Origin of the sequence: Mesorhizobium sp. L48C026A00, from assembly GCF_000502375.1 — a bacterium.
Classification (GTDB): Bacteria; Pseudomonadota; Alphaproteobacteria; order Rhizobiales; family Rhizobiaceae; genus Mesorhizobium; species Mesorhizobium muleiense.
Window position 1 is genome coordinate 191,939 of sequence record NZ_AYWU01000002.1, and the last position, 21,155, is coordinate 213,093.

The following is a 21,155-nucleotide window of genomic DNA, read 5'->3' on the forward strand; positions in this document are numbered from 1 at the left end:
GCCGGCATCGCGCCTGGATACTGGTATACAGATGGCCGAACAGGTCTTTTCCCATCCGGAACTATGGCAGCAATTGCTCGCGCTTGTGCTGGCATCGGCGGTTGTGATGGGCAGTCCGGGGCCGGCGACGATAAGCGTCACCGCCGTCGGCGCCGCCTTCGGCCTGCGCGATTCGCTCCGCTATGCCTCGGGCATCATTCTTGGTACGGTCGCCGTGCTTTTGGTCGTGGCGACGGGCATTACGACCATGCTCGCCTCTGTGCCGACGCTCACACCGCTCCTGGCAGTGGCATCCGCAGCCTACATCCTCTACCTCGCCTTCAAGATAGCAACGGCCCCGCCTCTGGCCGTGCGTAGCGGCGGGGCGGCGCGTCCCACATTCCTCGGCGGGTTTCTTCTGGCCGTCGCCAACCCGAAAGCCTATGTGGCGATTGCCGCCGTATTTGCCGGCACGTCGTCCGCCGGTGAGCTCGATGCAGGGCTCAGGTTGGCGGTCCTCGCTTCGATGATCGTCGCCATCCATGTCCTGTGGCTTCTCGCCGGGGCAGCGTTTGCGCGGTTCCTGCGCAAGCCGCTGGCCTCGCGGATCATTAATCTGACGTTCGCGGCAACACTGGTGTTGACCACGGCGCTGGCTGTGATTCGCTAGGGGACAGTGCCGCAAGCTTAGATGGTCAGGTCGGGGTATCGGAGCCAAGTTCCCCCAGCCGCTTTACCGCCGTCGGCGGCATTGGCGGCGGGTTTGGCGCCTGGGACGCCTCGATGAGCAGCTGGTCGCAGGCGGCTTCCGTCTCGCCGATCAGCCGTTCCATGAATTCTTGCTTGCCCAAACCCGCCGGGATCGGCGGCAGGAAGCGGGCCTTGATCGTGCCGGGATAGCGCAGGAATTTCCGCCGCGGCCAGTAGAGGCCGGCGACATGGGCGACCGGCACCACCGGAATGCCAAGCTGGGTATAGAGCTCGACGATGCCGTATTTATAGGCCGGCTCGTCGCCCGGCGCCCGGCGCGTACCCTCGGGATAGATGATCAGCTGGCGGGGATTGCGCGCCAGCTCCTGCCTGGTCGCGGCGACCACCGCTTTCAGCGCCTTCGAGCGGCTGCCGCGGTCGACCGGGATCATCCGCATTTTCAGGATGTACCAGCCGAAGAACGGGATCCAGGTCAGTTCCCGCTTGAGGATGTAGATCGGATCCTGCAGGAACGGGAAAAAGGCGATCGCGTCCCAGAAGGACTGGTGCTTCGGCGCCAGGATGAAGGAACCCTCGGGCAGGTTTTCCTGGCCGGTGATCTCACTTTTGGTGCCGGCGATCTTGTCATAGAGCCACATGCTGGTGTGTGACCAGAATTTCGGCACGAACCAGGCACGGTGGCGCGGAGACAGGAAATAGTACGGGGTCCAGAGGATCATCTGGACGATCAGATTGACGTAGAAGACGAAGTTGAACGCCAGCGAGCGGACATAAAGCATGCAGGAAGAGCCCGGTGAGGAGGTGTGCGTTGGTTACACCAAGCGCGGGCAAAAAGGAAACCGTGCGATGGCCGGAGATCGATCCGCCTTGATGAAGCCGCGGCCCGTTCGTCAGGCCTGCCACGTCTCTTGCACCAGCCGTTTCTTCAGGCGTGGGACGGCGAAATCGAGAAACGCACGCAGTTTCACCGGCAGCAGGCCATTGCCGGCATGCACCAGGCTGACCGGCCATGGCTGCGGCTCGAATGCCTCCAGCATGGTGCGGAGGGTGCCCGACCGCACTGCAGCTGCGATCTGGTAGGAAAGCACCCTTGTTAACCCGATGCCGGCAATCGCGGCATCGATCGCCGCTTCCGCGGTGTTGACCCGAAGTCGTGAGCGGATCGGAACGGTGAGGTCGGTCTTGCCCGTGGCAAAAGTCCATGCGGCGGGAGCGGTGAGCCCCTCGAAGGTGACGCAGTTGTGTGCTGCGAGGTCTTTCGGCGCCTCCGGCGTGCCGTGCTCGGCCAGATAGGCCGGGCTCGCGCAAACAACGCGCCGGATCGAGCCGATGCGGGTGGCCACAAGGCTGGAGTCGGGAAGCTGGCCGATGCGGACGGCGAGATCGATGTGCTCCTCGGTCAACTGGGTTATCCGGTCCGCAAGCATCAGCCGAATAGCCACGTCGGGGTAGGCAGCGAGAAAGCCGGTGACGACCGGCAGCACATGCAGGCGGCCAAAGACGATCGGTGCGGTGATGATCAGTTCGCCTGTCGGGGCGCTGTATTCGCCGGCGGCAGTCCGCTCGGCCTCGCCGACCTCGTCGAGAATGCGACGGCAGGCAGCGAGGTAGGCGTGACCTGTGTCGGTCAGCGTCAGCTGCCGCGTCGAGCGATTCAGAAGACGCGTCTTCAGATGCCGCTCCAGGTCGGAGACCTTGCGGCTGACCGTTGCAAGCGGGATGCCGAAACGGCGTCCGGCGGCCGAAAGGCTGCCGGCCTCCGCCGCGGCGACAAAAAGCGACATGGCCTCGAGGCGATCCATATTTCTCCCGGAAAATAGAAGGATAGGTTGCAAATATGGCATCTACATCCGAGCGATGGAAGGGGCCATGTTTTGGCGGCGAGCTGATCAACGAGAAGGAATGCCGATGCCCCGTATCCCTACACCAGCGTCCATAGAGGCCGCGCCTGCTGCGTCGCAGCCGATGTTACATGCCGTCGAGAAGCAACTCGGCGTCGTGCCTAACCTCTTCAGGCTTGTTTCCAATAGCCCGGCTGCGCTTGAAGGCTATCTCAGCCTGTCTGGAGCGCTTGCCAAAGGCCGACTGCCCGCGCCGACGCGCGAGCGCATTGCTCTGGCGGTTGCCGAGGTCAATGGCTGCAACTACTGCCTTTCCGCTCACACCTATCTCGGCAAGAATCTCGCCAAGCTTGATGATGCCGAAATGGTCGCCAATCGCGCGGGCAGTTCCAACGATCCCAAGGCCGCCGCAGCCGTGCGTTTCGCCACCAAGATTGCGCGCGACCGCGGCCATATCGGTGACGAGGATCTCAGCGCCGTCAGGCTCGCAGGCTACGACGATGCGCAGATCATCGAGATCGTCCAGCATGTCGCTCTCAATGTCTGGACCAACTATGTCAATGAGGTCGCCAGGACGGAAATCGACTTTCCGGTCGTTTCTGCCCGCAGGGCAGCCTGAGTCAGTCGCAAGGAGTTCCCATGTCTGAAAGCCGCCCGCCGCTCCCGCCATTCACCGCCGAGACCGCCGCACAGAAGGCACGCATGGCTGAGGATGCCTGGAACTCCCGTGATCCGGCACGGGTCGCGCTTGCCTACACAATCGACAGCCGCTGGCGCAACCGGGCCGAGTTCCTGCAAGGGCGCGAGGCTATCCAGACATTCCTCACACGCAAATGGGGTCGCGAACGCGACTACCGGCTCATCAAGGAGGTCTGGGCCTTCCGCGACAACCGTATCGCCGTGCGTTTCGCTTATGAATGGCACGACCACAGCGGCTCGTGGTTTCGCAGCTACGGCAATGAGAACTGGGAGTTCGATGAGCTTGGATTGATGCGCCTGCGCATCGCCAGCATCAACGACCTGCCGATCCTCGAGGCCGACCGCAAATATCATTGGCCGCTTGGCCGCCGGCCGGACGGTCATCCCTCTCTATCGGAACTCGGCCTTTGAAGGAGGCTTTCGATGAATGCTCAAGTCTTCACCAGCGATGTCGCCTTTACGCCAACCGTCAAGGCGATCCAGGCCCGCAAAGGCTCACGCGAGGCCTATGCCCGCGTCGAACAGCGCGGCAGTTGGCAAGCTGATATCACGCCCGAGCTCGCCGCCTTCATCGAGGCGCAGACCAGCGTCTTCCTGTCGACGGCCAATGGTGAGGGCCAGCCCTACATCCAGCATCGCGGCGGGCCGGCCGGCTTCCTCAAGGTGCTTGACGAGCGGACGATCGGCTTCGTCGATTTCTCTGGCAACAGGCAATTCATCACCCAGGGCAATCTGGACGACAACCCGCGCGCTTTCCTGTTCCTGATCGACTATGCGCATCGGCAGCGCATCAAGATTTGGGGCACCGCGCGGGTCGTCGAGCAGGACGCCGAACTGAAGGCGAAGCTGATGCCGGAAGGCTACAAGGCGCGCCCGGAGCAGATCATCCTGTTCACGGTTTCGGCCTGGGATTCCAATTGCCCGCAGCACATTCCACAGCGTTTCGAAGCGGCCGATGTGGCGGCGGCGCTGGCCGAGCGGGACAAGCGTATCGAACGTCTCGAACACGAGATCGCGCGGCTGCGCAGCATCTCAAGCGCCACGCTCAAGGAATGATAGCGCTGCCGGTTCCAGATCGGCTCAGTTCGGCGCAACAGCCTCGGCCAGCGCGATGCCGGTTGGCGTTGGCTTGACCGGCACGATGCCGCGCGCCAGCGCCAGCAGATATTTGTTGTATTCAGTGAACAGCACGCGCAAGGCTCTCGGCTTGGTCAGCCAGCCGCCATTGCCAAGGTTGCTGTTGACCACCGGATAGGGCTCGAGCTTGGCCTTGTGCAGCAGCCGGCCTATTTCCAGCAGGCTGCGCGGCATGTGATAGTTGTTGGTGACGAGAATCACGGTGCCATAGGCGTGGTCTTCCACCCACTTGGCACTTTCCTCGGCATTGCCGATCGTGTCGAGCGCGGCACGGTCGATGTCGACGCAGCAGGAAAACAATTCCTTGTCGCCGCGGGTCGCGACCTGAAGCTGGCGGCGGCTGGCGGAAGGATGCACGCCACTGATCAGCAGCCGCTCGCCCTTGCCGGACGCCAGCAGGCCCATGGCCGCGTCGAGACGCGAATGGCCGCCGGTCAGCACGATGATGGCATCGGCCCTTGCCGGATTGGCGGGCGTCGCGAGACGGCTGACGGTGCTGGCGAACCAGCCAAAGCCGCCGGCAAACAACGTTGCCAGCACGAGCAGAAAGAAAGCTGAGATGCGTAGCGCGCTCACCAATCGGCGGGGCTTGACGCGCTCGCTAGAACGCGTGATCACCAAGGGCAACTGTCCAGCCATTCCGGTCGAGTCGCGCGCGTCCATCGTCCTTATCGTTAACTCCGAAATACGGCGTTTAGTAGGTCGGAAAGCACAAATTTCGTTACGCTAATTCTCTATTCGTGATCACCCTGCGTCCGGCTGGCGGACATCGATGTCGCTGAGATAGGTGACGACGGTGACATGGGAGGTTGCCGCCGTCAGCGCACCGATGACCAGCACCATGAGAACAACGCCGAGATAGCCCGCCGAACCGATGGCGAAATTGCCGAACAGGGCGGTCGCCTGATCGGCCTGCGGCGTCGCCATGTTTCGCGACGACCACCACGAGAAGACGATGAAGACGAACACCGCCGCCGCACCCCCGGCGGCGGCGCCCTTCATGCCGGTGACGAGAAAGTGGTGGCGGAATTCGCGCGCGATAAAGCGCGCTTCGGCGCCGACGAAATGCAGCACCTCGATGATGTGGCCGTTGCCGGCCATGGCGCCGCGCGTCGCGAATACCACGGTCAGCACGGTTGCCGCCAGCATCAGCGCCAACACGGCGATGCCGATGGTCACCGTGGTGCGGGCCATGGCGACCAGCCGGTCGACCCAGGTGCGATGGTCGTCAAGCGAGGCACTGGGCAGTTTCGGCGTGATCGCGGCGCGCATTGCGGCGAAATCGGGAGGGTTGGTCTCGTCTATGGTGACGATGATCAGACGCGGCACCGGCAACTCGTCGATGTTGAGACCCGAACCCAGCCAGGGTTCTAAAAGCCGCGCCGTGGCATCGCGGTCGACGATCCTGGCGCTCTTCACGCCAGGAAATTCGCCGGCGATCTGCGAGGCCTGGGCAAGGGCTGCCTCGATGTCGAGGCCGTCTATCGGCTTGATCTGGATCGTCGCCTCGCGTGAGATCTGGTTCTCCCAGGCCGAGGCGGTGTCACGCACTAGCGTCACCGCGCCGAAAGTCAGGCAGGAGAGGAACGTCATGATGGCAATGACCAGGACCAGCGCCCGGCCGGCGATGTTCTGCGCCGGCACGATCGGCGCCATCTTGCGCTGAACGCGCTGCGTCCCGGCCCTCTCAGCGTGTTGGTCTTCGACATGGCGAGCGGACAGGTCAGTCATAGATATCCAGCCTTCCGCCGGACAGGATCATGCGGCGTGCGTCGACCTGTTCCATCAGGCCGAGGTCGTGCGTTGCGATCACCACGGCGGTGCCCAGCCGGTTGAGTTCGATGAACAGCCGCAACAGGCGTCGCGCCAGCGGCGGGTCGACATTCCCGGTTGGCTCATCGGCAAGCAGGATTTCGGGCTGCTCGATCAGCGCCCTGGCGATTGCGGCGCGCTGCTTCTCGCCACCCGACAGCACCGGCGGCAGCACATGCATGCGCTCGCCAAGGCCGACCCATTTCAAGAGCTCGGTCACATCGGTGCGGTAGCTGGCCTCCTCGCGCCCGCGCACGCGCAGCGGCAAGGCCACATTCTCATAGGTCGTCATGTGGTCGAGCAGGCGAAAGTCCTGGAACACCACGCCGATGCGCCGCCGCAGATGCGGCAGCTCGGCGCGCGAGATGCGCGAGCGGTCTTTGCCGAAGATGGTGATCAGCCCACGCGTCGGCTTGAGCGACATGAACAAAAGCCGCAGCAGCGTCGTCTTGCCGGCGCCCGAAGGGCCGCTCAGGAACTGGAAGGAGCGCTCCGGTATGTGCAAGGAAATGTCGCGGAGGATTTCCGGACCCATGCCATAGCGGAGGCCGACATTTTCGAAGCGGATCACGTTCGACGACCTGAAACTTGCGGCGGCGACGAGGCAGCCTTCTCTGAGAAAAGACCATCGGCCGGCATGGTTAACCGGCGGTTAATTTTGGGGTTTTTTGGGCGCGTCACAAGGGGTTTCCGGGGGAAACGTTAACCATTTCCGTTTACGCATAAGAAACGAAGAGCGAACAAGTGCGAAGTGCTGGGGCCGCGATGGCTGACGATCGAACCGCGCGCCCGGTTTCCGGCGAAATCATGACCGATACGGCCGCAAATCCTGCGCCGGAACGCATCATGCGTGATCCGCCTGGTGACATCGTCGACGCCGACTACGAGGTGCTGCCGCGTTTAACCGCCAGCACGGGCGTTTCACCGCCGCTTTTGCGCGTGATCACCACGCCATCGATCAAAGGCATGGACATGCTGCGCAAGCCGGTAGCCGCGATGGAACGGCTGCGGGCGTCGCGCGGCGGGCCGATCTTCTGGATCGCCGGCCTCAGTGCCGCGTTTGCAGCCTTCTGGATCTCGGGCGGGCACGCGCTGGTGCGCCAGACGCCGCTTCTTCTGGCGGCGCGACAAGCGGGCGCTGCCCTGACCATTTCAGGCGTTACGTCGCGTATCGATGCGTCCGGGCCGCAACCTGTCCTGTTCGTCGGTGGCGAGGCCGCGAATGACNTGACGGCGCCAGCCCGTCGCCATTGCCACCGCTGGAAGTCCGGGTCACCGGCAATGACAGGCGCACAACCCGTTATAGGCTGGCGACATTTAACCGTTCGCTGGCGCCCGGCGAAAGATTTGGCTTTTCCAGCCGGCTCGACGTGCCTAGAAACGGGGTCAAGACCGTCTCGGTCACCTTCGCCAATTAGCGGCGATCATTTCTGGAAGGGCAGCCAATGCCAATCGTGCGCGGCAAGGATATCGAGGTCCTGTTTTCGGCGTCGGCGATCGCCCGCCGCAATCTGGAGCTCGCCAAGGAGATCGCCGGGCACGACTATCACGACCTTCTGGTGATTTCGGTGCTGAAGGGATCGTTCATCTTCGCCGCCGACCTCATCCGCGCCATGCACGATGTCGGCCTGTCGCCGGAGGTCGAGTTCATCTTCATCTCCAGCTACGGCGCCGGCACCACCAGCGGCGAGGTGAGGGTGCTGCGCGACATCGACAATGAGGTCGCCGGCCGAGACGTGCTGTTGATCGACGACATCCTCGAATCCGGCAAGACGCTGTCCTTCACCCGAGACCTGATGCTGTCGCGCGGCGCCAAAAGCTGCGCCATCGCCGTGCTGCTCGACAAGCGCATGCGCCGCCAGACCACGCTCAACGCCGACTATGTCGGCTTCGACTGCCCCGACTATTTCGTCGTCGGCTACGGCATGGATGTGGCCCACGCCTTTCGCGAACTGCCGTTTGTCGGCGTCGTAAAGGGCGACGCCTAGATTTATCTTCGATGCGGTTGCGGTTCAGGAAAAGTCAACTTTTCCACGCCAACATTCGGCTATGGCAAAGCTCCTGATCGTTGAGGACGATGAGTCCGTCCGCACCCTCGCCGCTCGCGCGCTCGAACGCGCCGGGCATATGATCGACATCGCCGCCGACGGCGCGCAGGGGCTTGCCCTGATCCGCGCTGCACGTGGCGGCTACGACCTTGTCGTCTCGGATATCCGGATGCCGGAGATGGACGGCATCCAAATGGCCAAGGCGGCTGCATCGCTTTTCCCGGCGATGAAGATCTTGCTGATGACCGGCTATGCCGACCAGCGCGAGCGCGCCGAGGAATTGAACGTCGTGCAGAAGCCGTTCACGCTGGCCGAAATCCGCGCGCGCGTCGAACAGGCGCTCGCCTGTTTTGCTTAAGATTCCGCGCGGTCAGGCCGGATCGCAGGTCGCTGCGATTGCCGGCGCGCTGCTCCGGCGCCGGCTGGCGTTGAGCGCGAACAGACCGGCGCCGATGATGAGGGCGGCGCCGATGACGGTGGTCGATCGCGGCACTTCCGCAAAGAACAGGAAGCCCCACAGCGGCGACCAGATGATGCCGGTGTATTCGAAGGTGGCGACGCCGTTGGCCGGCGCCAGCCGGTAGGCCTGCGACAACAAGATCATCCCGGCCGAAGCCACGACGCCGCAGGCGGCCATCGTCAGGAAGTCGATTGACGTCGGCCAGATCCATGGCCTGACCAGGAATTCGAGGCTCGGATGCGTGGCATGAGCTATTCCTGCCAGCCAGAACAGCCCGGCGACCGCTGCAGCGCCCAGGAGATAGACGCCGTTTTGATAGAACGCCATGACCGTGGATGATTCGGTGTCGCCGATCTTGCGGGCCATCAACTGCGAAAAACCGTACAGCACCGCCGAGGCCAGCGACAGCAGCGCCGCCCAGTCGAACAGCCCGGCGCCGGGTCGCAGCATCACCAGCACGCCGAGCATGCCGACCATGACGGTGACCAGCGTCTGCCCCGCTACCCGTTCGCCGAGATAGGGGCCGGCAAGCGCCATGATGAACAGCGGTGCCATGAAATAGAGCGCCACCGCGTCGGCAAGCGGCAGGGCGGCGATCGCCAGGTAGTAGAGCGTGTAGGAGGTGAACAGGATCAAGGCGCGCATCGTCAGCATGCGAAACCGCTTCGAAAAGATCGCCCTGAGCCCGACATCGGCATGAACCAGCACGAGAAGAATGGGCAGGGCGACGATCGAGCGGATCGCCATCACCTCGGTCACCGGATAGGTGCCCGATACGGCCTTGATCAGCGGATCCTGGAGCGAGAACACCAGAACGCCGAGGCAAAGGCTTGCCATGCCGAGGACGATCCGGTTCTGCATGGCGTTCGACGGCTCCTTGCGTGCGTGGCCCGAGAGCCGGGCCCGCGTAACTTTGTTTTATGCACATCGCCCAAAACCGCTTCGCACCCTCGGGTCAGGCCCAGGGTCAGGCCCGAGGGCATGCTTTTGGGCGACCTGCATCAAAAAGAACCCGCCACCATTTCGGGCAGCGGGTACGAGTGAGGACTTCGTTGGTCCGCAGCCGATTTCGCAGCCGCATATCCAATGGGTGAAGCGACTATTATCCGCCGTTTGACATGTTGCAAACGAATTGGAATGATGCCAGCAATCAGATTTTCTTATGGCGGACAAATGAAGCCCACGCTCGACAGCGATCTGCTGCGCACCTTCGTCGCGGTCGCCGACGCCGGCAATTTCACCAAGGCTGCGGTGCAGGCTGGCCGTACCCAGTCAGCGGTTTCGATGCAGATGAAGAAGCTCGAGGATATGGTCGGCGACAGCCTGTTCGAGCGCGGCTCGCGGGGTGTGGCGCTGACGCGCCGCGGCGGCGAACTTATCGTCAACGCCCGCCGCATCGTGTCGCTGCTGGACGAGACGGCGGCATCGATGGTCGCGGCGCCGCTTGGCGGACCGGTGCGCATCGGCATTCCGGAGGAATATGGCCACGCGATCCTGTCGCGCGCGCTCGGCGCCTTTGCCAAGCGCCATCCTCAGGTCGACATCACCGTCCGTTACGCGCATTCCGGTGCGCAGATCGCGGCGCTCGCCGCCGGCGAGCTCGATCTGGCGGTGGTGTTCGAATGGCAGGACCTCTCCGGCGGTGAAGTGCTGATGCATGATCCGACCGTGTGGGTGACGTCGGAGCTGCACCATATGCATGAGGAGCGGCCGGTGCCGATCGCGCTCTACAATCGCGCCGGCTGGTGCAAGGATTTTGCGATCAAGTCGCTGGAACAGCGTGGTCTCGCCTATCGTGTCGCCTATACCAGCGATACCAATGGCGGCCTGCGGCTTGCCGTCACCTCCGGGCTGGCGATTGCGCCGATCTCGCGCAGCAACATCCCGGCCGGCTGCCGCGAGCTTACCGCCGCCGATGGATTCGGCGACATCGATTCCTCGAATGTGGTGCTGCGGCGCAATGCGAACGCTTCCGGCGAGGCCATCGTCAGCATGGAAGAGGCGATCCGCGAGGCGTTCACCAACCGGTAGAGCAGGCCGGCTTTACTTCAACTCCAGCAGCCGCTCCAGATAGCTGCGCTCGATATCGGGGCTGAGCGCGTTGCCGAGCCGCTTGCGGATGGCGTCGAGGATCTGGCGGGCGCGCTGCACGTCGATCTCGTCCGGCACCTTCACCGAATCGCCGAAATCTGGACCCTCGGTGGCGCGTGGCCGGCCGAGCGGATCGCGGTCGGCATTCTGCTGGCGGCCGCCGCGCTGGCCGTCGCCCTCGTCGCCCTGCATGGCCTGCAATTGCTTCATCATGTCCTTGGCGCCCTTGCGCAACGCCTCCAGCGCGCGGCCCTGGTGACCGACCGCCTGATCGCCATCGCTGTCGCCAAGCGCCTGTTCGGCATCGCCCATGGATTTGCCGGCCTCGCCAAATCCCTCATTGGGCTCGAGCCCCATACCTTCGAGACCCTTTCTCAACTGGTCGAGCTCGCTTTGCAGTTTGCCCTGGCCTTCCTGCAACTGCTTCAGCGCGTCGGCGAATTCCTCCGGCGTCATCGGCTTCGGCCGGCCGAGCGGATCGCGGTCTTCGCCTGGGCCGGGCTGCTCGCCCTGTTCGCCCATTTGGCCCTGCTCGCCGTTCTCGCCGAGCTGCTCGTCTCGGTTCTGCCCACGCTGTTGCTGGCCGCGCTGCATCTGGTCCATGCGGAAGGTTTCGTTCATCATCTCCTGCTGGCGCCGCATGATCTCGCCGAGCTTGTCCATCTGCTGGCGCATTTCGCTGTTCTGCTGGCCGCCCTGCTGCTGACGTCCGGCCTGCAGGTTGTTCATCATGTCCTGCAGTTGCGAAAGCAATTGCTGCGCGCTGTCGCGATCGCCGGACTTCGCCAGATTCTCGATCTGGTCCATCATCCGTTCGATATCACTCTGGCGCAGTTCCTGGCCGTTCTGCTGCATCTGCGGCGCGTTCGGATTCTGCTGCGCACGCTGGGCGAATTCCTGCAGGAACTGGTTCATCGCCTCGCGCAGTTCCTTCATCGCCTTGTCGATTTCCTCGTCGCTGGCGCCGTTCTTGATCGCGTCCTGCAACGCCTGCTGCGCCTGGCGCAGCCGCCGCTCGGCGTCCGAAAGATTGCCTTCCTCGATGCCGAGCGCGATCTCCCAGAGATAGGCGACTTCGTCGCGCAATTTGTCGTCGTTGTCGGCCATCTTCAGCCGGGTGCGGGCGCTCATGATGGCGAGGTAGTGCGCCATATCGTCGAACGTGTCTTCGGGCCTGAGCGTGATCGCATCCATCAGGTCGAGCACGCGGCTCTTGGCGTTGGCGTCGAGCGCCAGCGCGCGGCGCTGCTCGATCACGGCCCTGGCCAGCGGATTGGAGAATGGCCGCTCCGGCATCACCAGGGTCCTGGTTTCGCTGGTTGCGGTATGTCCGGCATCGTCGGTGGCGACAAGCCTGAGCTTGATGTCGCCGCCGGCCCAGACATGCTCGGTCAGGTCCTTCGTGGTCTTGGCGGCATTCCCCTTGACGCCGCGGCGCGGCAGCGTCAGCGTCATTTCGGGCGGGCCATAGAGCGGATGCGCATTCGGCGCCGGTGGGTCGGCCAATACGAAATCCGCCTTGGCGGAGGCCGCGCCATAGTCGTCGTCGATCTGGTAGTTGAGTTCGAAGGAGCCGTTGACGGCGCGTTTCGGCTCGCCGACGAAGCGGATTTGTGGCGGCTTGTCCGGGATCACCGCGAAGGCCCAGCTGCCGAGTTCGTCGCCGCCCGAGTTCAGCGTCAGCGTGCCGTTGGCCGTCAGCTTGCCGGTGAACTGGCGCACCGTGGAGGGCGTTGCCGTGGAGGGCGTTGCCGCCGCCGGCTTGGCCGCGTCGGCCTGCTGCCCGGCCGGCTCGATAGTGCGGGCGTTGCCGTCGGCGTCGGCATAGCTCAGCGTTTCCTCGCCCGAGCCCCCGGTGACGCGCAGCGAGACATCGCTGCCTTCCGGAACGGTGAAGGTGGACGCAGCCTGATTGTCATTGCTGGCGAGGGCCGGGTTGGCGAAGGCTGGGGAAGTGAGGAAGACCGGTGCCCTGCCGGTGTAGGCCGGCGGCGTCACCCAGGCGTCGATGCGCGGCGGCACGGCGTCGCGCGCCGCGTGGGCACTGAACCCGTCCGCGATGCGGCCGCCCGACGGTCCGAACGAGAAGGCGAAAGCGGTGACCAACACAAGCGCCGCCACGGCGCGCAGCCCCCACGGGTCGCGCTCCGGCACCCGGGTGCGTGGCAGGTCGCCACCGAGGTTGCCGAGTTTTTCGGCCATGCGTTTCTGGTGCTCGCGCCACAGCGCTTGCGAAAAAATGCTTTCCCTGCCGCTCGGCCGGTCGGTCTGCACCAGCACCGGGCTGTGCAGCAATAGGTTGGCGGCCTCGATGCGCCGATCGATCTCGGCACTGGACGGCACCCGGAAGAAACGCAGGGGATAGAGCGCGACAAGGGCTGCGATGGCGAACACAGCCACAAGACCGATGCGCGCCATGTCGGGCAGCAAAAGGAAGAGGCCGAGCCACGAGACGCTGAGGAACAGGCTGGCGACGATGACGAGTGGAAGCAGCAACGGCCAGCCACGCTCGACCGTCATCGAGACCCGCGTTGCCAGCCGGCTCAGGGCAAGGCGCCTGGCCAGGCTGCGATCGCTGGTGAAGGTGGGTCGTTGCGTCATCGGCCCTTCCTGTTCGGGCGGGATAACCCGAACCTCACAAATCTATCGCACCGGCCCGAAAATCGGATGCGAAGGACTCAAAGTCTTAGATGCACGTCGCTCCAAACATACCAAGAAACACGGCGAAGGCGAGGCAGTTCCCTAAAACGTGAACAGGACTGCCCCCGCTATCGTCAGAATTTACCCGGATTGGCGTTTGCACCGCAGACCAGCACGGCGACACGCTCGCCCGCAGCCGGCGCGTAGCGGCCTGACAGGATCGCCGCGAAGGCCGCGGCGCCGCCCGGCTCGGAGATGATTCGCACCCGGTCCCAAAGCGCCGTCTGTGCGGCGATGATCTCGTCGTCGCTGACCAGTATGGAACGCTCGACGAAGGCCTCGGCGATCGGAAACATCATTTCGCCGACGCGCTTCGGCGCCAGCGAATCGGCGGCGATGCCCTCAGTCGGCGCATCGACAGGCCGGCCGGCCCCGAAGGCGCGATGAAGCGTCGGCGCGCCCTCCGGCTCGACGGCGATGATCCTGATGCGGCCGGCAAACCAGGCGGCGATGCCGCCGATCAGGCCGCCGCCGCCTACGGCGACCAGCAGCGTGTCGAGTTCAGGCAGGTCGGTCTCGATCTCAAGGCCGAGCGTGCCTTGCCCGATCAGCGTTTCCTCCTGGTTGAACGCATGGATCTGCAGCGCGCCGGACCTTTCGGCAAAGTCTTCGCTGGCGGCCAGCGCTTCGGCATAGCGTGCGCCACCGACGACCAGCTCGGCGCCATAGCCGCGGATGCGTTCCAGCTTGGCCGGCGGGCTGACTTCGGGAACGAAGATGGTCGCCTTGTGGCCGAGCCGCATGGCAGCGTAGGCGACCGCGGCACCATGATTGCCGCCCGATGCGGCGACGACGCCAGCCTTGGGAACCAGGCGCTCGAGAAGATTGGTGAAGGCGCCGCGCGCCTTGAACGAGCCGGAATGCTGCAGGCATTCGAGCTTCAGGTCGACGCCAAGAGGCTGACGGCCGAAATCGGCCATGTCGACGCGCAGCACCGGCGTGTGGCGCACGAAGGGCCGGATGCGCGGCTCCATTGCGGCGATGCGTTCGCGGGTGATGCTATTGCCGTTCAGCATGGTCTGCTCCCAAGGGTTGACATCACTTAGTAACTTAGCAAAATAGCTAAATGCAAGAGGTTGATGTCTTCAAGGCGATCGCCAACGAGCGCAGGCTGCAAATCCTCGATTGGCTGAAGGATCCGCGCGCGCATTTTCCGCCGCAGACCGATGGCGATCTGGTCGAGGACGGCGTCTGCGCGCTGCTGATTGCGGAAAAGCTTGGCATCACCCAGGCGACGCTCAGCGAGCATATGCGGGTGCTGACCCAGGCTGGCCTTCTGCGCAGCAAGCGTATCAAGCAGTGGACGTTCTATCGCCGCGACGAAGGCAGGATCTCCGAGACCAGGGCGCTCCTCCAGCACCGGCTGTAGCGCCGCAGACGATCTATTCTTGTTTGACCATGATTCTTTCCGAAAACCGGTTCTCACTTTTTCGGGATCATGGGTCTATTCAAGCCAATCAGGCAGCGAATCGAGGCCGATCAGCTCGTCATAGGTCTGGCGCCGGCGCACGACATGGAAACGGTCGCCGTCGACCAGCACTTCAGGCACCAGCGGCCTGGTGTTGTAGGTGCCGGCCTGCACCGCGCCATAGGCGCCGGCGGTGGCGACGGCGATCAGGTCGCCGGCCTTCAGCCGCGGCAGATCGCGGTCGAGGCCGAGATAATCGCCGGTCTCGCAGACCGGGCCGACCACGTCGACCGTCATGCGCGGCGCCGCGGCCGGCTGCTGCACCACCGGCTTGATGTCATGGAAGGCGTCATAGAGCGTCGGCCGGATCAGATCGTTCATCGCGGCGTCGACGACCAGGAAATTCCTGGCGTCGCCCTCCTTCACGAAGATCACCTGCGAGACCAGGATGCCGGCATTGCCTGATATCAGCCGGCCCGGCTCGAACATCACCTTCAGCCCGAGCTTGGCGACGTGCTTCTTGACAATCTGAGCATAAGCGTCCGGCAGGGGAGGCGGGCTGTTGTCGACGCGGTAGGGAATGCCGAGGCCGCCGCCGAGGTCGATATGCTCGATGGCGTGCCCGTCGGCGCGCAGCACGCCGACCAGCTCCACCAGCAGCGCAAAAGCGTCGTCGAAGGGCTGCAACTCGGTGATCTGGCTGCCGATATGAGTGTCGATGCCGGTGACCTTGATGCCAGGCAGCTCAGCTGCGCGGGCATAGACCTTTCGCGCCTTCTGCCAGGGAATGCCGAACTTGTTCTCGGCCCTGCCGGTGGAGATCTTCTTGTGGGTCCTGGCATCGACATCCGGATTGATGCGCAACGAGATCGGCGCCACCTTGTCCAACGCCGCGGCGCGGGCTGACAGCAATTCCAGTTCCGGCTCGGATTCGACGTTGAAGCACAAAATGCCGGCCGAGAGTGCAAGATCCATTTCGCGCGCGGTCTTGCCGACGCCGGAAAACAGGATCTTGTTGGCCGGAATGCCGGCGGCCAGCGCGCGGCGCAGTTCGCCTTCCGAGACCACGTCGGCGCCGGCACCGAGTTTTGCCAGGATTTTTAGCACAGCCTGGTTGGAATTCGCCTTCATGGCATAGCAGACCAGCGCGTCGAGCCCGGCAAAGGCCTGCGCAAACACGCGGAAATGCCTGGTCAGCGTCGCCGTCGAATAGCAATAGAACGGCGTGCCGATGCTTGCGGCGATCTCTGATATCGCCACGTCCTCGGCATGCAGCACGCCGTCGCGGTAGTCGAAATGGTTCACGAGAGTGGTTCCGGAAGTTGGAGCACGATGAGATCGGCCGATCTCATCGGCTCTAGATCAACGGATCGAGAATGAACTTCTTGTCCTCGACCGGTTTTTCCGGCTCCGGCGGCACGGGCTGCTCTGCCTTTTGTGCGTCCTTGCGCGCCTGCACGGCCGCCTCATAGGGCGTATCGAGCCCGGCTTTCCTGCCGCAGGCCGTTACGGTTGCCAGCGCCGCCAGCAGCGTCAGCGTCACCAAAATCCTGCTTGCGGTCATCGATCCATCCGTCCGAAACTTTTGCCCGCCGCTTTTAGCGGAGTTTTGCTGGCATTGCACCCCGGCATCACGCCCTGGCAATGTGCTTTTTCCAGTAGCGAGTCTGCTTCCTCACTTCCGACGGCGCGGTGCCGCCGAAGCTGGTGCGGCTCTTCACCGAGTTCTGCACGGCAAGCACCGAAAACACGTCCGCCGTGATGCCGGGGTGAATGGACTGCAAGTCTTCCAGCGGCAGCTTGTCGAGCCCGATCTTCCTCTCTTCGGCCAGCGCCACGGCGCGGCCGGTGACGTGGTGCGCCTCGCGGAACGGCAAGCCAAGGCTGCGCACCAGCCAGTCGGCAAGATCGGTCGCGGTCGCATAGCCTGACCCGGCGGCCTTCTTCATGGCGGCGGCATTCACCGTCATGTCGCGCACCATGCCGGTCATCGCAGCCAGCATCAGGTCGAGCGTCTCGGCGACGTCGAACACGGATTCCTTGTCTTCCTGCATGTCCTTGCCGTAGGTCAGTGGCATGCCCTTCATCACAGTCAGCAGGCCGACCAGATGGCCGGTGACGCGGCCGGTCTTGCCGCGCACCAGCTCGGCGGCGTCGGGGTTCTTCTTCTGCGGCATGATCGAGGAGCCGGTGGAGAATGAGTCCGACAGCCTGACGAAGCCGAATTGCGGCGTCGACCAGATGATGATTTCTTCGGCCAGCCGCGACAGATGCGTCGCGCAGATCGCCGCCAGCCCCAAAAACTCGAGCGCGAAATCGCGGTCCGAAACGCTGTCGAGGGAATTGCGCATCGGCTCACGGAAGCCGAGCGCCCTGGCCGTCTGGTGCCGGTCGATCGGAAAGCTGGTGCCGGCAAGCGCGGCCGCACCGAGCGGGCTTTCGTCCATCCGTTCGATAGCGTCGCGAACACGCGACAGGTCGCGCGAGAACATCTCGACATAGGCCATGCAGTGATGGCCGAAGGTTACCGGCTGCGCCGCCTGCATGTGGGTGAAGCCCGGCATCACCGTTGCCGCATGCTCCTCGGCCCGCTCCAGGAACGCCGTGATCAGGCCCTTCAGCGCCTCGGCGACGCGAAAGCACTCGTCCTTGACCCATAGCCTGAGATCGACCGCCACCTGGTCGTTGCGCGAACGGGCGGTATGCAGGCGGCCGGCAGCCGGGCCGATCAGCTCGGCAAGGCGGGCCTCGACATTCATGTGGATGTCTTCCAGCCTGGTCGAGAACTCGAACGTGCCGGCTTCGATCTCTGCCAGGATCGTGTTCAGCCCGTGAGCGATTTTTTCTTGGTCGGCCGCCGAAATAATGCCGGTTTGCGCTAGCATCTCGCTATGGGCGATCGAGCCTCGGATGTCCTGCGCGTAGAGTTTGCGGTCGAACGAGATCGACGCGTTGATCGCTTCCATGATCGCGGCCGGACCCGAGGCAAAACGTCCGCCCCACATCTGGTTGCTGGCCTTCTTGTCGCTCATCGCTATAACCCGTGCTCCGGAGCAGTTTTAAAAAATGGCAGACGGCAATCGATTTTTCCCGGCCCCGCGCCTCATCCTCGCCGCTTTGGTGGCAGGCGTGCTTGCCGGCGCGATCGCGGTATATGTCAGCGAAAGCGGTTCTGGCAACAACGCCCCCGCTCAAGTGGCGGTTGGCGACAGCAAGGACGATGTCGCCTGCGCCGCCAAGGCCGACCGCGCCAAGTCGGTCGCGGCGGCTGCCACCGGCCAGGTTGCAGCACTTTTGCCCGCCGATCCGCCGCAATCGCTGAAGGGCCTTGCCTTCAACAGCCCCGACGGCAAGCCGATGACGCTCGCCGACCATGCCGGCAAGACGGTGCTGCTCAATCTGTGGGCGACATGGTGCGCGCCCTGCCGCGCCGAAATGCCGGCGCTCGACGCGCTGCAGAATGAAATGGGCAGCGACGCCTTCGAGGTCGTCGCGGTCAATGTCGATGCTGGCGACGACGCCAAACCGAAGAAGTTCCTCGAGGAGACCGGCGTCAAGGCGCTCGGCTACTACCGCGATTCGACGATGGCGCTGTTCAACGATCTCAAGACACGCGGCCTGGCGCTCGGCCTGCCGGTCACCATGCTGATCGACGGTGAAGGCTGCCTGATTGCCCACATGAACGGCCCGGCAGAATGGTCGAGCCCGGACGCCAAGCGGCTGGTCGAGACGGCGCTCGGCAAGTCGGACTAATGCATGTCGCGCAAAGTGCGACGCGCTTTTAGGCGCCGGTGATTATTGCCGGTTTGTTCGTAAGCCGGCTTGGCAATTCCTTTCCACCGGCTCCTATTCGGAAGCGTGCGCTACTTTAAGTGGAAATCAAGTTCATCGGCCCGCAACAAAACCGTTGTCCAATTGTCACGGGCGGCACATATTGGCTTTGCGAGAGTGCCCCTTTCGCCAATGACAAACGGGAGATGAAACATGAAGTTCTTCGGCTTCGCGGCCGGTGTCGCCGCCACCTTGACCCTGCTTTCCACCACCTCCGCCTTCGCCGTCACGCAGATCAGCTGGTGGCACGCCATGACCGGCGCCAACGCCGAGGTCGTCGGCAAGATCTCCAAGGATTTCAACGCCAGCCAGAGCGACTATGAACTGGTTCCGGTGTTCAAGGGCACCTATCCGGAGACGCTGAACGCCGGCATCGCCGCCTTCCGCGCTGGCCAGGCGCCCGATATCCTCCAGGTGTTCGACGTCGGCACCGGCGTGATGATGGCGGCCGAGGGTGCGATCAAGCCGGTTGCCGAGGTGATGACCGGTGCCGGTATGACCTTCGACAAGAGCCAGTATCTGCCCGGTATCGTCGGCTATTATTCGAAGCCGGACGGCACCATGCTGTCCTTCCCCTACAACTCCTCCTCGCCGATCCTCTACTACAACAAGGATATCTTCCAGAAGGCCGGCCTCGACGTGAACAATCCACCCAAGACCTGGAATGAGGTGTGGGAAGCCGCCAAGAAGATCAAGACGAGCGGCGCCGCCCCTTGTGGCTATACCTCGACCTGGCTGACCTGGATCCATCTGGAGAATTTCGCGGCGTGGAATGATGTGTCGTGGGCGACCCAGCAGAACGGTCTGGCCGGCGGTGATGTCGAACTCAAGATCAACGCGCCGATTTTCGTCAACCACTTCCAGGCGCTCGCAGACCTCGCCAAGGACGGCACATTCAAATATGGTGGGCGTACCTCCGAAGCCAAGCAGATCTTCCTCGCCGGCGAATGCGGCATCTTCACCGAATCGTCGGGCGGCCTCGGCGACATCGTCAAGTCCGGCATGAACTATGGCATCGGCCAGCTTCCCTACGACAGCGACGCCAAGGGCGCACCGCAGAACACCACGCCGGGCGGCGCCAGCCTGTGGGTGTTCGGCGCCAAGTCGGACGAGCAATACAAGGGCGTTGCGGCATTCTTCGCCTACCTGTCCAAGACCGATGTGCAGGAATATCTGCACCAGAAGTCGGGATACCTGCCGGTGACGCTCGCTGCCTACGAGGCGACCAAGAAATCGGGCTTCTATGACAAGAACCCCGGCCGTGAGACACCCATCCAGCAGATGACGGGCAAGGCGCCGACCGACAACTCGAAGGGCGTGCGCCTGCCGAACCTGCCGCAAGTGCGCGATATCCAGAACGAGGAGTTCGAGAAGATGCTGGCCGGCCAGCAAACCGCTCAGCAGGCGCTCGACAACGCGGTCGCGCGCGGCAACGCCGCAATCAAGGAAGCGCTGGAGAACTGACGAGATTATCTCGGTTGGTGTCGGTTTGAATATCGCCCACGCGAGCTCGCGTGGGCGTCTCCCGAGATAGCGAAGGAAATCAGCCTGTCTCCACGCGTCGTCTTTCCCAACAAGATCCTGCCCTTCCTTCTGGTGGCGCCGCAACTCGCCATAACACTGGTTTTCTTCTACTGGCCGGCCGGTCAGGCGCTTTACCAGTCGATGCTCAGACAGGATCCGTTCGGGCTGAGGACCAGGTTCGTCTGGTTTGCCAATTTCCGCAAGGTGCTGGCCGATCCGGCCTACCTCAATTCGATCAAGGTCACCGTGGTGTTCTCGCTTGCGACCGCGATCGTCGCGATGTGCGTGGCCCTTTTGCTTGCGGTCATGGCCGAGAAGGCGGTGCGCGGCAAAGGCCTCTACCGCACGCTGTTGATATGGCCTTATGCCGTGGCGCCGGCGATTGCCGGCATGCTGTGGCTGTTTCTGTTCAATCCTTCGATCGGCTCGTTGGCGTATTTGCTGAGAAGCCTCGGCATCGCATGGGATCCGCTGCTCAACGGAACCCACGCCATGATCCTGCTTGTGTCGGCGGCTGCCTGGAAGCAGATCAGCTACAATTTCCTGTTCTTCGTAGCCGGTCTGCAGGCAGTGCCGAAAACGCTGATCGAGGCGGCGGCCATGGACGGCGCCGGGGAGACCAAGCGCTTCTGGACCATCGTCTTCCCGCTGCTCGCGCCGACCACCTTTTTCCTGCTGGTCGTCAACACCGTCTATGCCCTGTTCGACACGTTCGGCATCGTTCATGCCGTCACCGGCGGCGGGCCGGGCAAGGCGACCGAGACGCTGGTCTACAAGGTCTACAATGACGGCTTCGTCAATCTGATCCTGGGCGACTCGGCGGCGCAGTCGGTCATCCTGATGGCGATCGTCATTGCGCTCACCGCCATCCAGTTCCGCTACGTGGAACGCAAAGTCCACTACGGTTGAGGGCA

At 63.6% G+C, this 21,155-nt stretch carries 23 protein-coding genes; 11 read left to right on the plus strand and 12 right to left on the minus strand.

The window, feature by feature from the left end:
* Positions 1–31 precede the first annotated feature (31 nt).
* Positions 32–649, plus strand: a complete 618-nt coding sequence (locus tag X738_RS48040; protein WP_023797204.1) for a LysE family translocator — start codon at positions 32–34, stop codon at positions 647–649.
* A 25-nt stretch (positions 650–674) separates the two neighbouring features.
* On the opposite strand, the gene X738_RS48045 is transcribed toward X738_RS48040, so the two are convergent.
* Together X738_RS48045 and X738_RS48050 are read right to left on the minus strand one after the other, a co-directional pair.
* Entirely contained in the window at positions 675–1,469 is a 795-nt protein-coding gene (locus tag X738_RS48045) for a lysophospholipid acyltransferase family protein (RefSeq protein WP_023797205.1), read from the minus strand.
* A gap of 111 nt (positions 1,470–1,580) precedes the next feature.
* Positions 1,581–2,492: a LysR family transcriptional regulator gene (locus X738_RS48050; protein WP_023797206.1), complete on the minus strand. Its 912-nt coding sequence runs from the start codon at positions 2,490–2,492 to the stop codon at positions 1,581–1,583.
* 106 nt (positions 2,493–2,598) lie between these two features.
* On the opposite strand from X738_RS48050, the gene X738_RS48055 reads away from it, so the two are divergent.
* From X738_RS48055 to X738_RS48065, 3 genes are read left to right on the plus strand one after another with little or no spacing between them, the layout of a single operon-like run.
* Entirely contained in the window at positions 2,599–3,150 is a 552-nt protein-coding gene (locus X738_RS48055; RefSeq protein ID WP_023797207.1) for a carboxymuconolactone decarboxylase family protein, read from the plus strand.
* A 20-nt stretch (positions 3,151–3,170) separates the two neighbouring features.
* Positions 3,171–3,641 (plus strand): nuclear transport factor 2 family protein, encoded by a 471-nt coding sequence (locus X738_RS48060; RefSeq protein ID WP_023797208.1) that lies wholly within the window; start codon positions 3,171–3,173, stop codon positions 3,639–3,641.
* Positions 3,642–3,653: 12 nt separating this feature from the next.
* Positions 3,654–4,286 carry a pyridoxamine 5'-phosphate oxidase family protein gene (locus tag X738_RS48065; protein WP_023797209.1) on the plus strand — a complete coding sequence of 211 codons (633 nt, stop codon included), beginning with the start codon at positions 3,654–3,656 and terminating at the stop codon, positions 4,284–4,286.
* Between the two features lie 24 nt (positions 4,287–4,310).
* On the opposite strand, the gene X738_RS48070 is transcribed toward X738_RS48065, so the two are convergent.
* From X738_RS48070 to X738_RS84510, 4 genes are all read right to left on the minus strand, one after another.
* The gene (locus X738_RS48070) at positions 4,311–5,030 is read right to left on the minus strand and encodes a YdcF family protein (protein WP_023797210.1); all 720 of its coding nucleotides are present in this window, start codon (positions 5,028–5,030) and stop codon (positions 4,311–4,313) included.
* Positions 5,031–5,111: 81 nt separating this feature from the next.
* Complete coding sequence (locus X738_RS48075; protein WP_023797211.1) at positions 5,112–6,098, minus strand: cell division protein FtsX; 987 nt, start codon at positions 6,096–6,098, stop codon at positions 5,112–5,114.
* Positions 6,091–6,750, minus strand: coding sequence for a cell division ATP-binding protein FtsE (gene ftsE, locus X738_RS48080; RefSeq protein ID WP_023797212.1), 660 nt, complete (start codon positions 6,748–6,750; stop codon positions 6,091–6,093). The genes X738_RS48075 and ftsE overlap by 8 nt, the downstream gene beginning before the upstream one ends.
* A gap of 310 nt (positions 6,751–7,060) precedes the next feature.
* Positions 7,061–7,330, minus strand: a complete 270-nt coding sequence (locus X738_RS84510) for a hypothetical protein (RefSeq protein WP_023797213.1) — start codon at positions 7,328–7,330, stop codon at positions 7,061–7,063.
* 294 nt (positions 7,331–7,624) lie between these two features.
* Here X738_RS84510 and hpt point away from each other — a divergent pair, with 294 nt between their 5' ends.
* Both hpt and X738_RS48095 read left to right on the plus strand, forming a co-directional pair.
* Positions 7,625–8,167 (plus strand): hypoxanthine phosphoribosyltransferase, encoded by a 543-nt coding sequence (gene hpt / locus X738_RS48090; RefSeq protein WP_023797214.1) that lies wholly within the window; start codon positions 7,625–7,627, stop codon positions 8,165–8,167.
* A gap of 61 nt (positions 8,168–8,228) precedes the next feature.
* Positions 8,229–8,585: a response regulator gene (locus tag X738_RS48095; RefSeq protein WP_023797215.1), complete on the plus strand. Its 357-nt coding sequence runs from the start codon at positions 8,229–8,231 to the stop codon at positions 8,583–8,585.
* A gap of 12 nt (positions 8,586–8,597) precedes the next feature.
* On the opposite strand, the gene X738_RS48100 is transcribed toward X738_RS48095, so the two are convergent.
* Positions 8,598–9,548, minus strand: a complete 951-nt coding sequence (locus tag X738_RS48100) for a DMT family transporter (protein ID WP_023797216.1) — start codon at positions 9,546–9,548, stop codon at positions 8,598–8,600.
* Positions 9,549–9,860: 312 nt separating this feature from the next.
* Between X738_RS48100 and X738_RS0140485 the strand changes: the two genes are divergently transcribed.
* A complete protein-coding gene (locus X738_RS0140485) occupies positions 9,861–10,718 on the plus strand; it encodes a LysR family transcriptional regulator (protein WP_031254123.1) in 858 nt (285 codons plus the stop codon).
* Positions 10,719–10,730: 12 nt separating this feature from the next.
* Here X738_RS0140485 and X738_RS48105 read toward each other — a convergent pair whose 3' ends face one another.
* Entirely contained in the window at positions 10,731–13,379 is a 2,649-nt protein-coding gene (locus X738_RS48105; RefSeq protein WP_023797217.1) for a TIGR02302 family protein, read from the minus strand.
* 173 nt (positions 13,380–13,552) lie between these two features.
* Positions 13,553–14,494 carry a threonine/serine dehydratase gene (locus X738_RS48110; RefSeq protein ID WP_023797218.1) on the minus strand — a complete coding sequence of 314 codons (942 nt, stop codon included), beginning with the start codon at positions 14,492–14,494 and terminating at the stop codon, positions 13,553–13,555.
* A gap of 50 nt (positions 14,495–14,544) precedes the next feature.
* Between X738_RS48110 and X738_RS48115 the strand changes: the two genes are divergently transcribed.
* A complete protein-coding gene (locus X738_RS48115) occupies positions 14,545–14,847 on the plus strand; it encodes an ArsR/SmtB family transcription factor (RefSeq protein ID WP_023797219.1) in 303 nt (100 codons plus the stop codon).
* A 75-nt stretch (positions 14,848–14,922) separates the two neighbouring features.
* Here X738_RS48115 and lysA read toward each other — a convergent pair whose 3' ends face one another.
* From lysA to argH, 3 genes are all read right to left on the minus strand, one after another.
* On the minus strand, positions 14,923–16,191 hold the full coding sequence (lysA, locus tag X738_RS48120; protein WP_023797220.1) for a diaminopimelate decarboxylase: 1,269 nt from the start codon (positions 16,189–16,191) through the stop codon (positions 14,923–14,925).
* 52 nt (positions 16,192–16,243) lie between these two features.
* On the minus strand, positions 16,244–16,450 hold the full coding sequence (locus X738_RS48125) for a hypothetical protein (RefSeq protein WP_023797221.1): 207 nt from the start codon (positions 16,448–16,450) through the stop codon (positions 16,244–16,246).
* Positions 16,451–16,517: 67 nt separating this feature from the next.
* Positions 16,518–17,918: an argininosuccinate lyase gene (gene argH, locus X738_RS48130; protein ID WP_023797222.1), complete on the minus strand. Its 1,401-nt coding sequence runs from the start codon at positions 17,916–17,918 to the stop codon at positions 16,518–16,520.
* Between the two features lie 34 nt (positions 17,919–17,952).
* On the opposite strand from argH, the gene tlpA reads away from it, so the two are divergent.
* From tlpA to ugpA, 3 genes are all read left to right on the plus strand, one after another.
* The gene (gene tlpA, locus X738_RS48135) at positions 17,953–18,639 is read left to right on the plus strand and encodes a thiol:disulfide interchange protein TlpA (protein ID WP_023797223.1); all 687 of its coding nucleotides are present in this window, start codon (positions 17,953–17,955) and stop codon (positions 18,637–18,639) included.
* Positions 18,640–18,870: 231 nt separating this feature from the next.
* Positions 18,871–20,181, plus strand: a complete 1,311-nt coding sequence (ugpB, locus tag X738_RS48140) for a sn-glycerol-3-phosphate ABC transporter substrate-binding protein UgpB (protein ID WP_023797224.1) — start codon at positions 18,871–18,873, stop codon at positions 20,179–20,181.
* Between the two features lie 84 nt (positions 20,182–20,265).
* Entirely contained in the window at positions 20,266–21,150 is an 885-nt protein-coding gene (gene ugpA, locus X738_RS48145; RefSeq protein ID WP_023797225.1) for a sn-glycerol-3-phosphate ABC transporter permease UgpA, read from the plus strand.
* Positions 21,151–21,155: the final 5 nt, after the last annotated feature.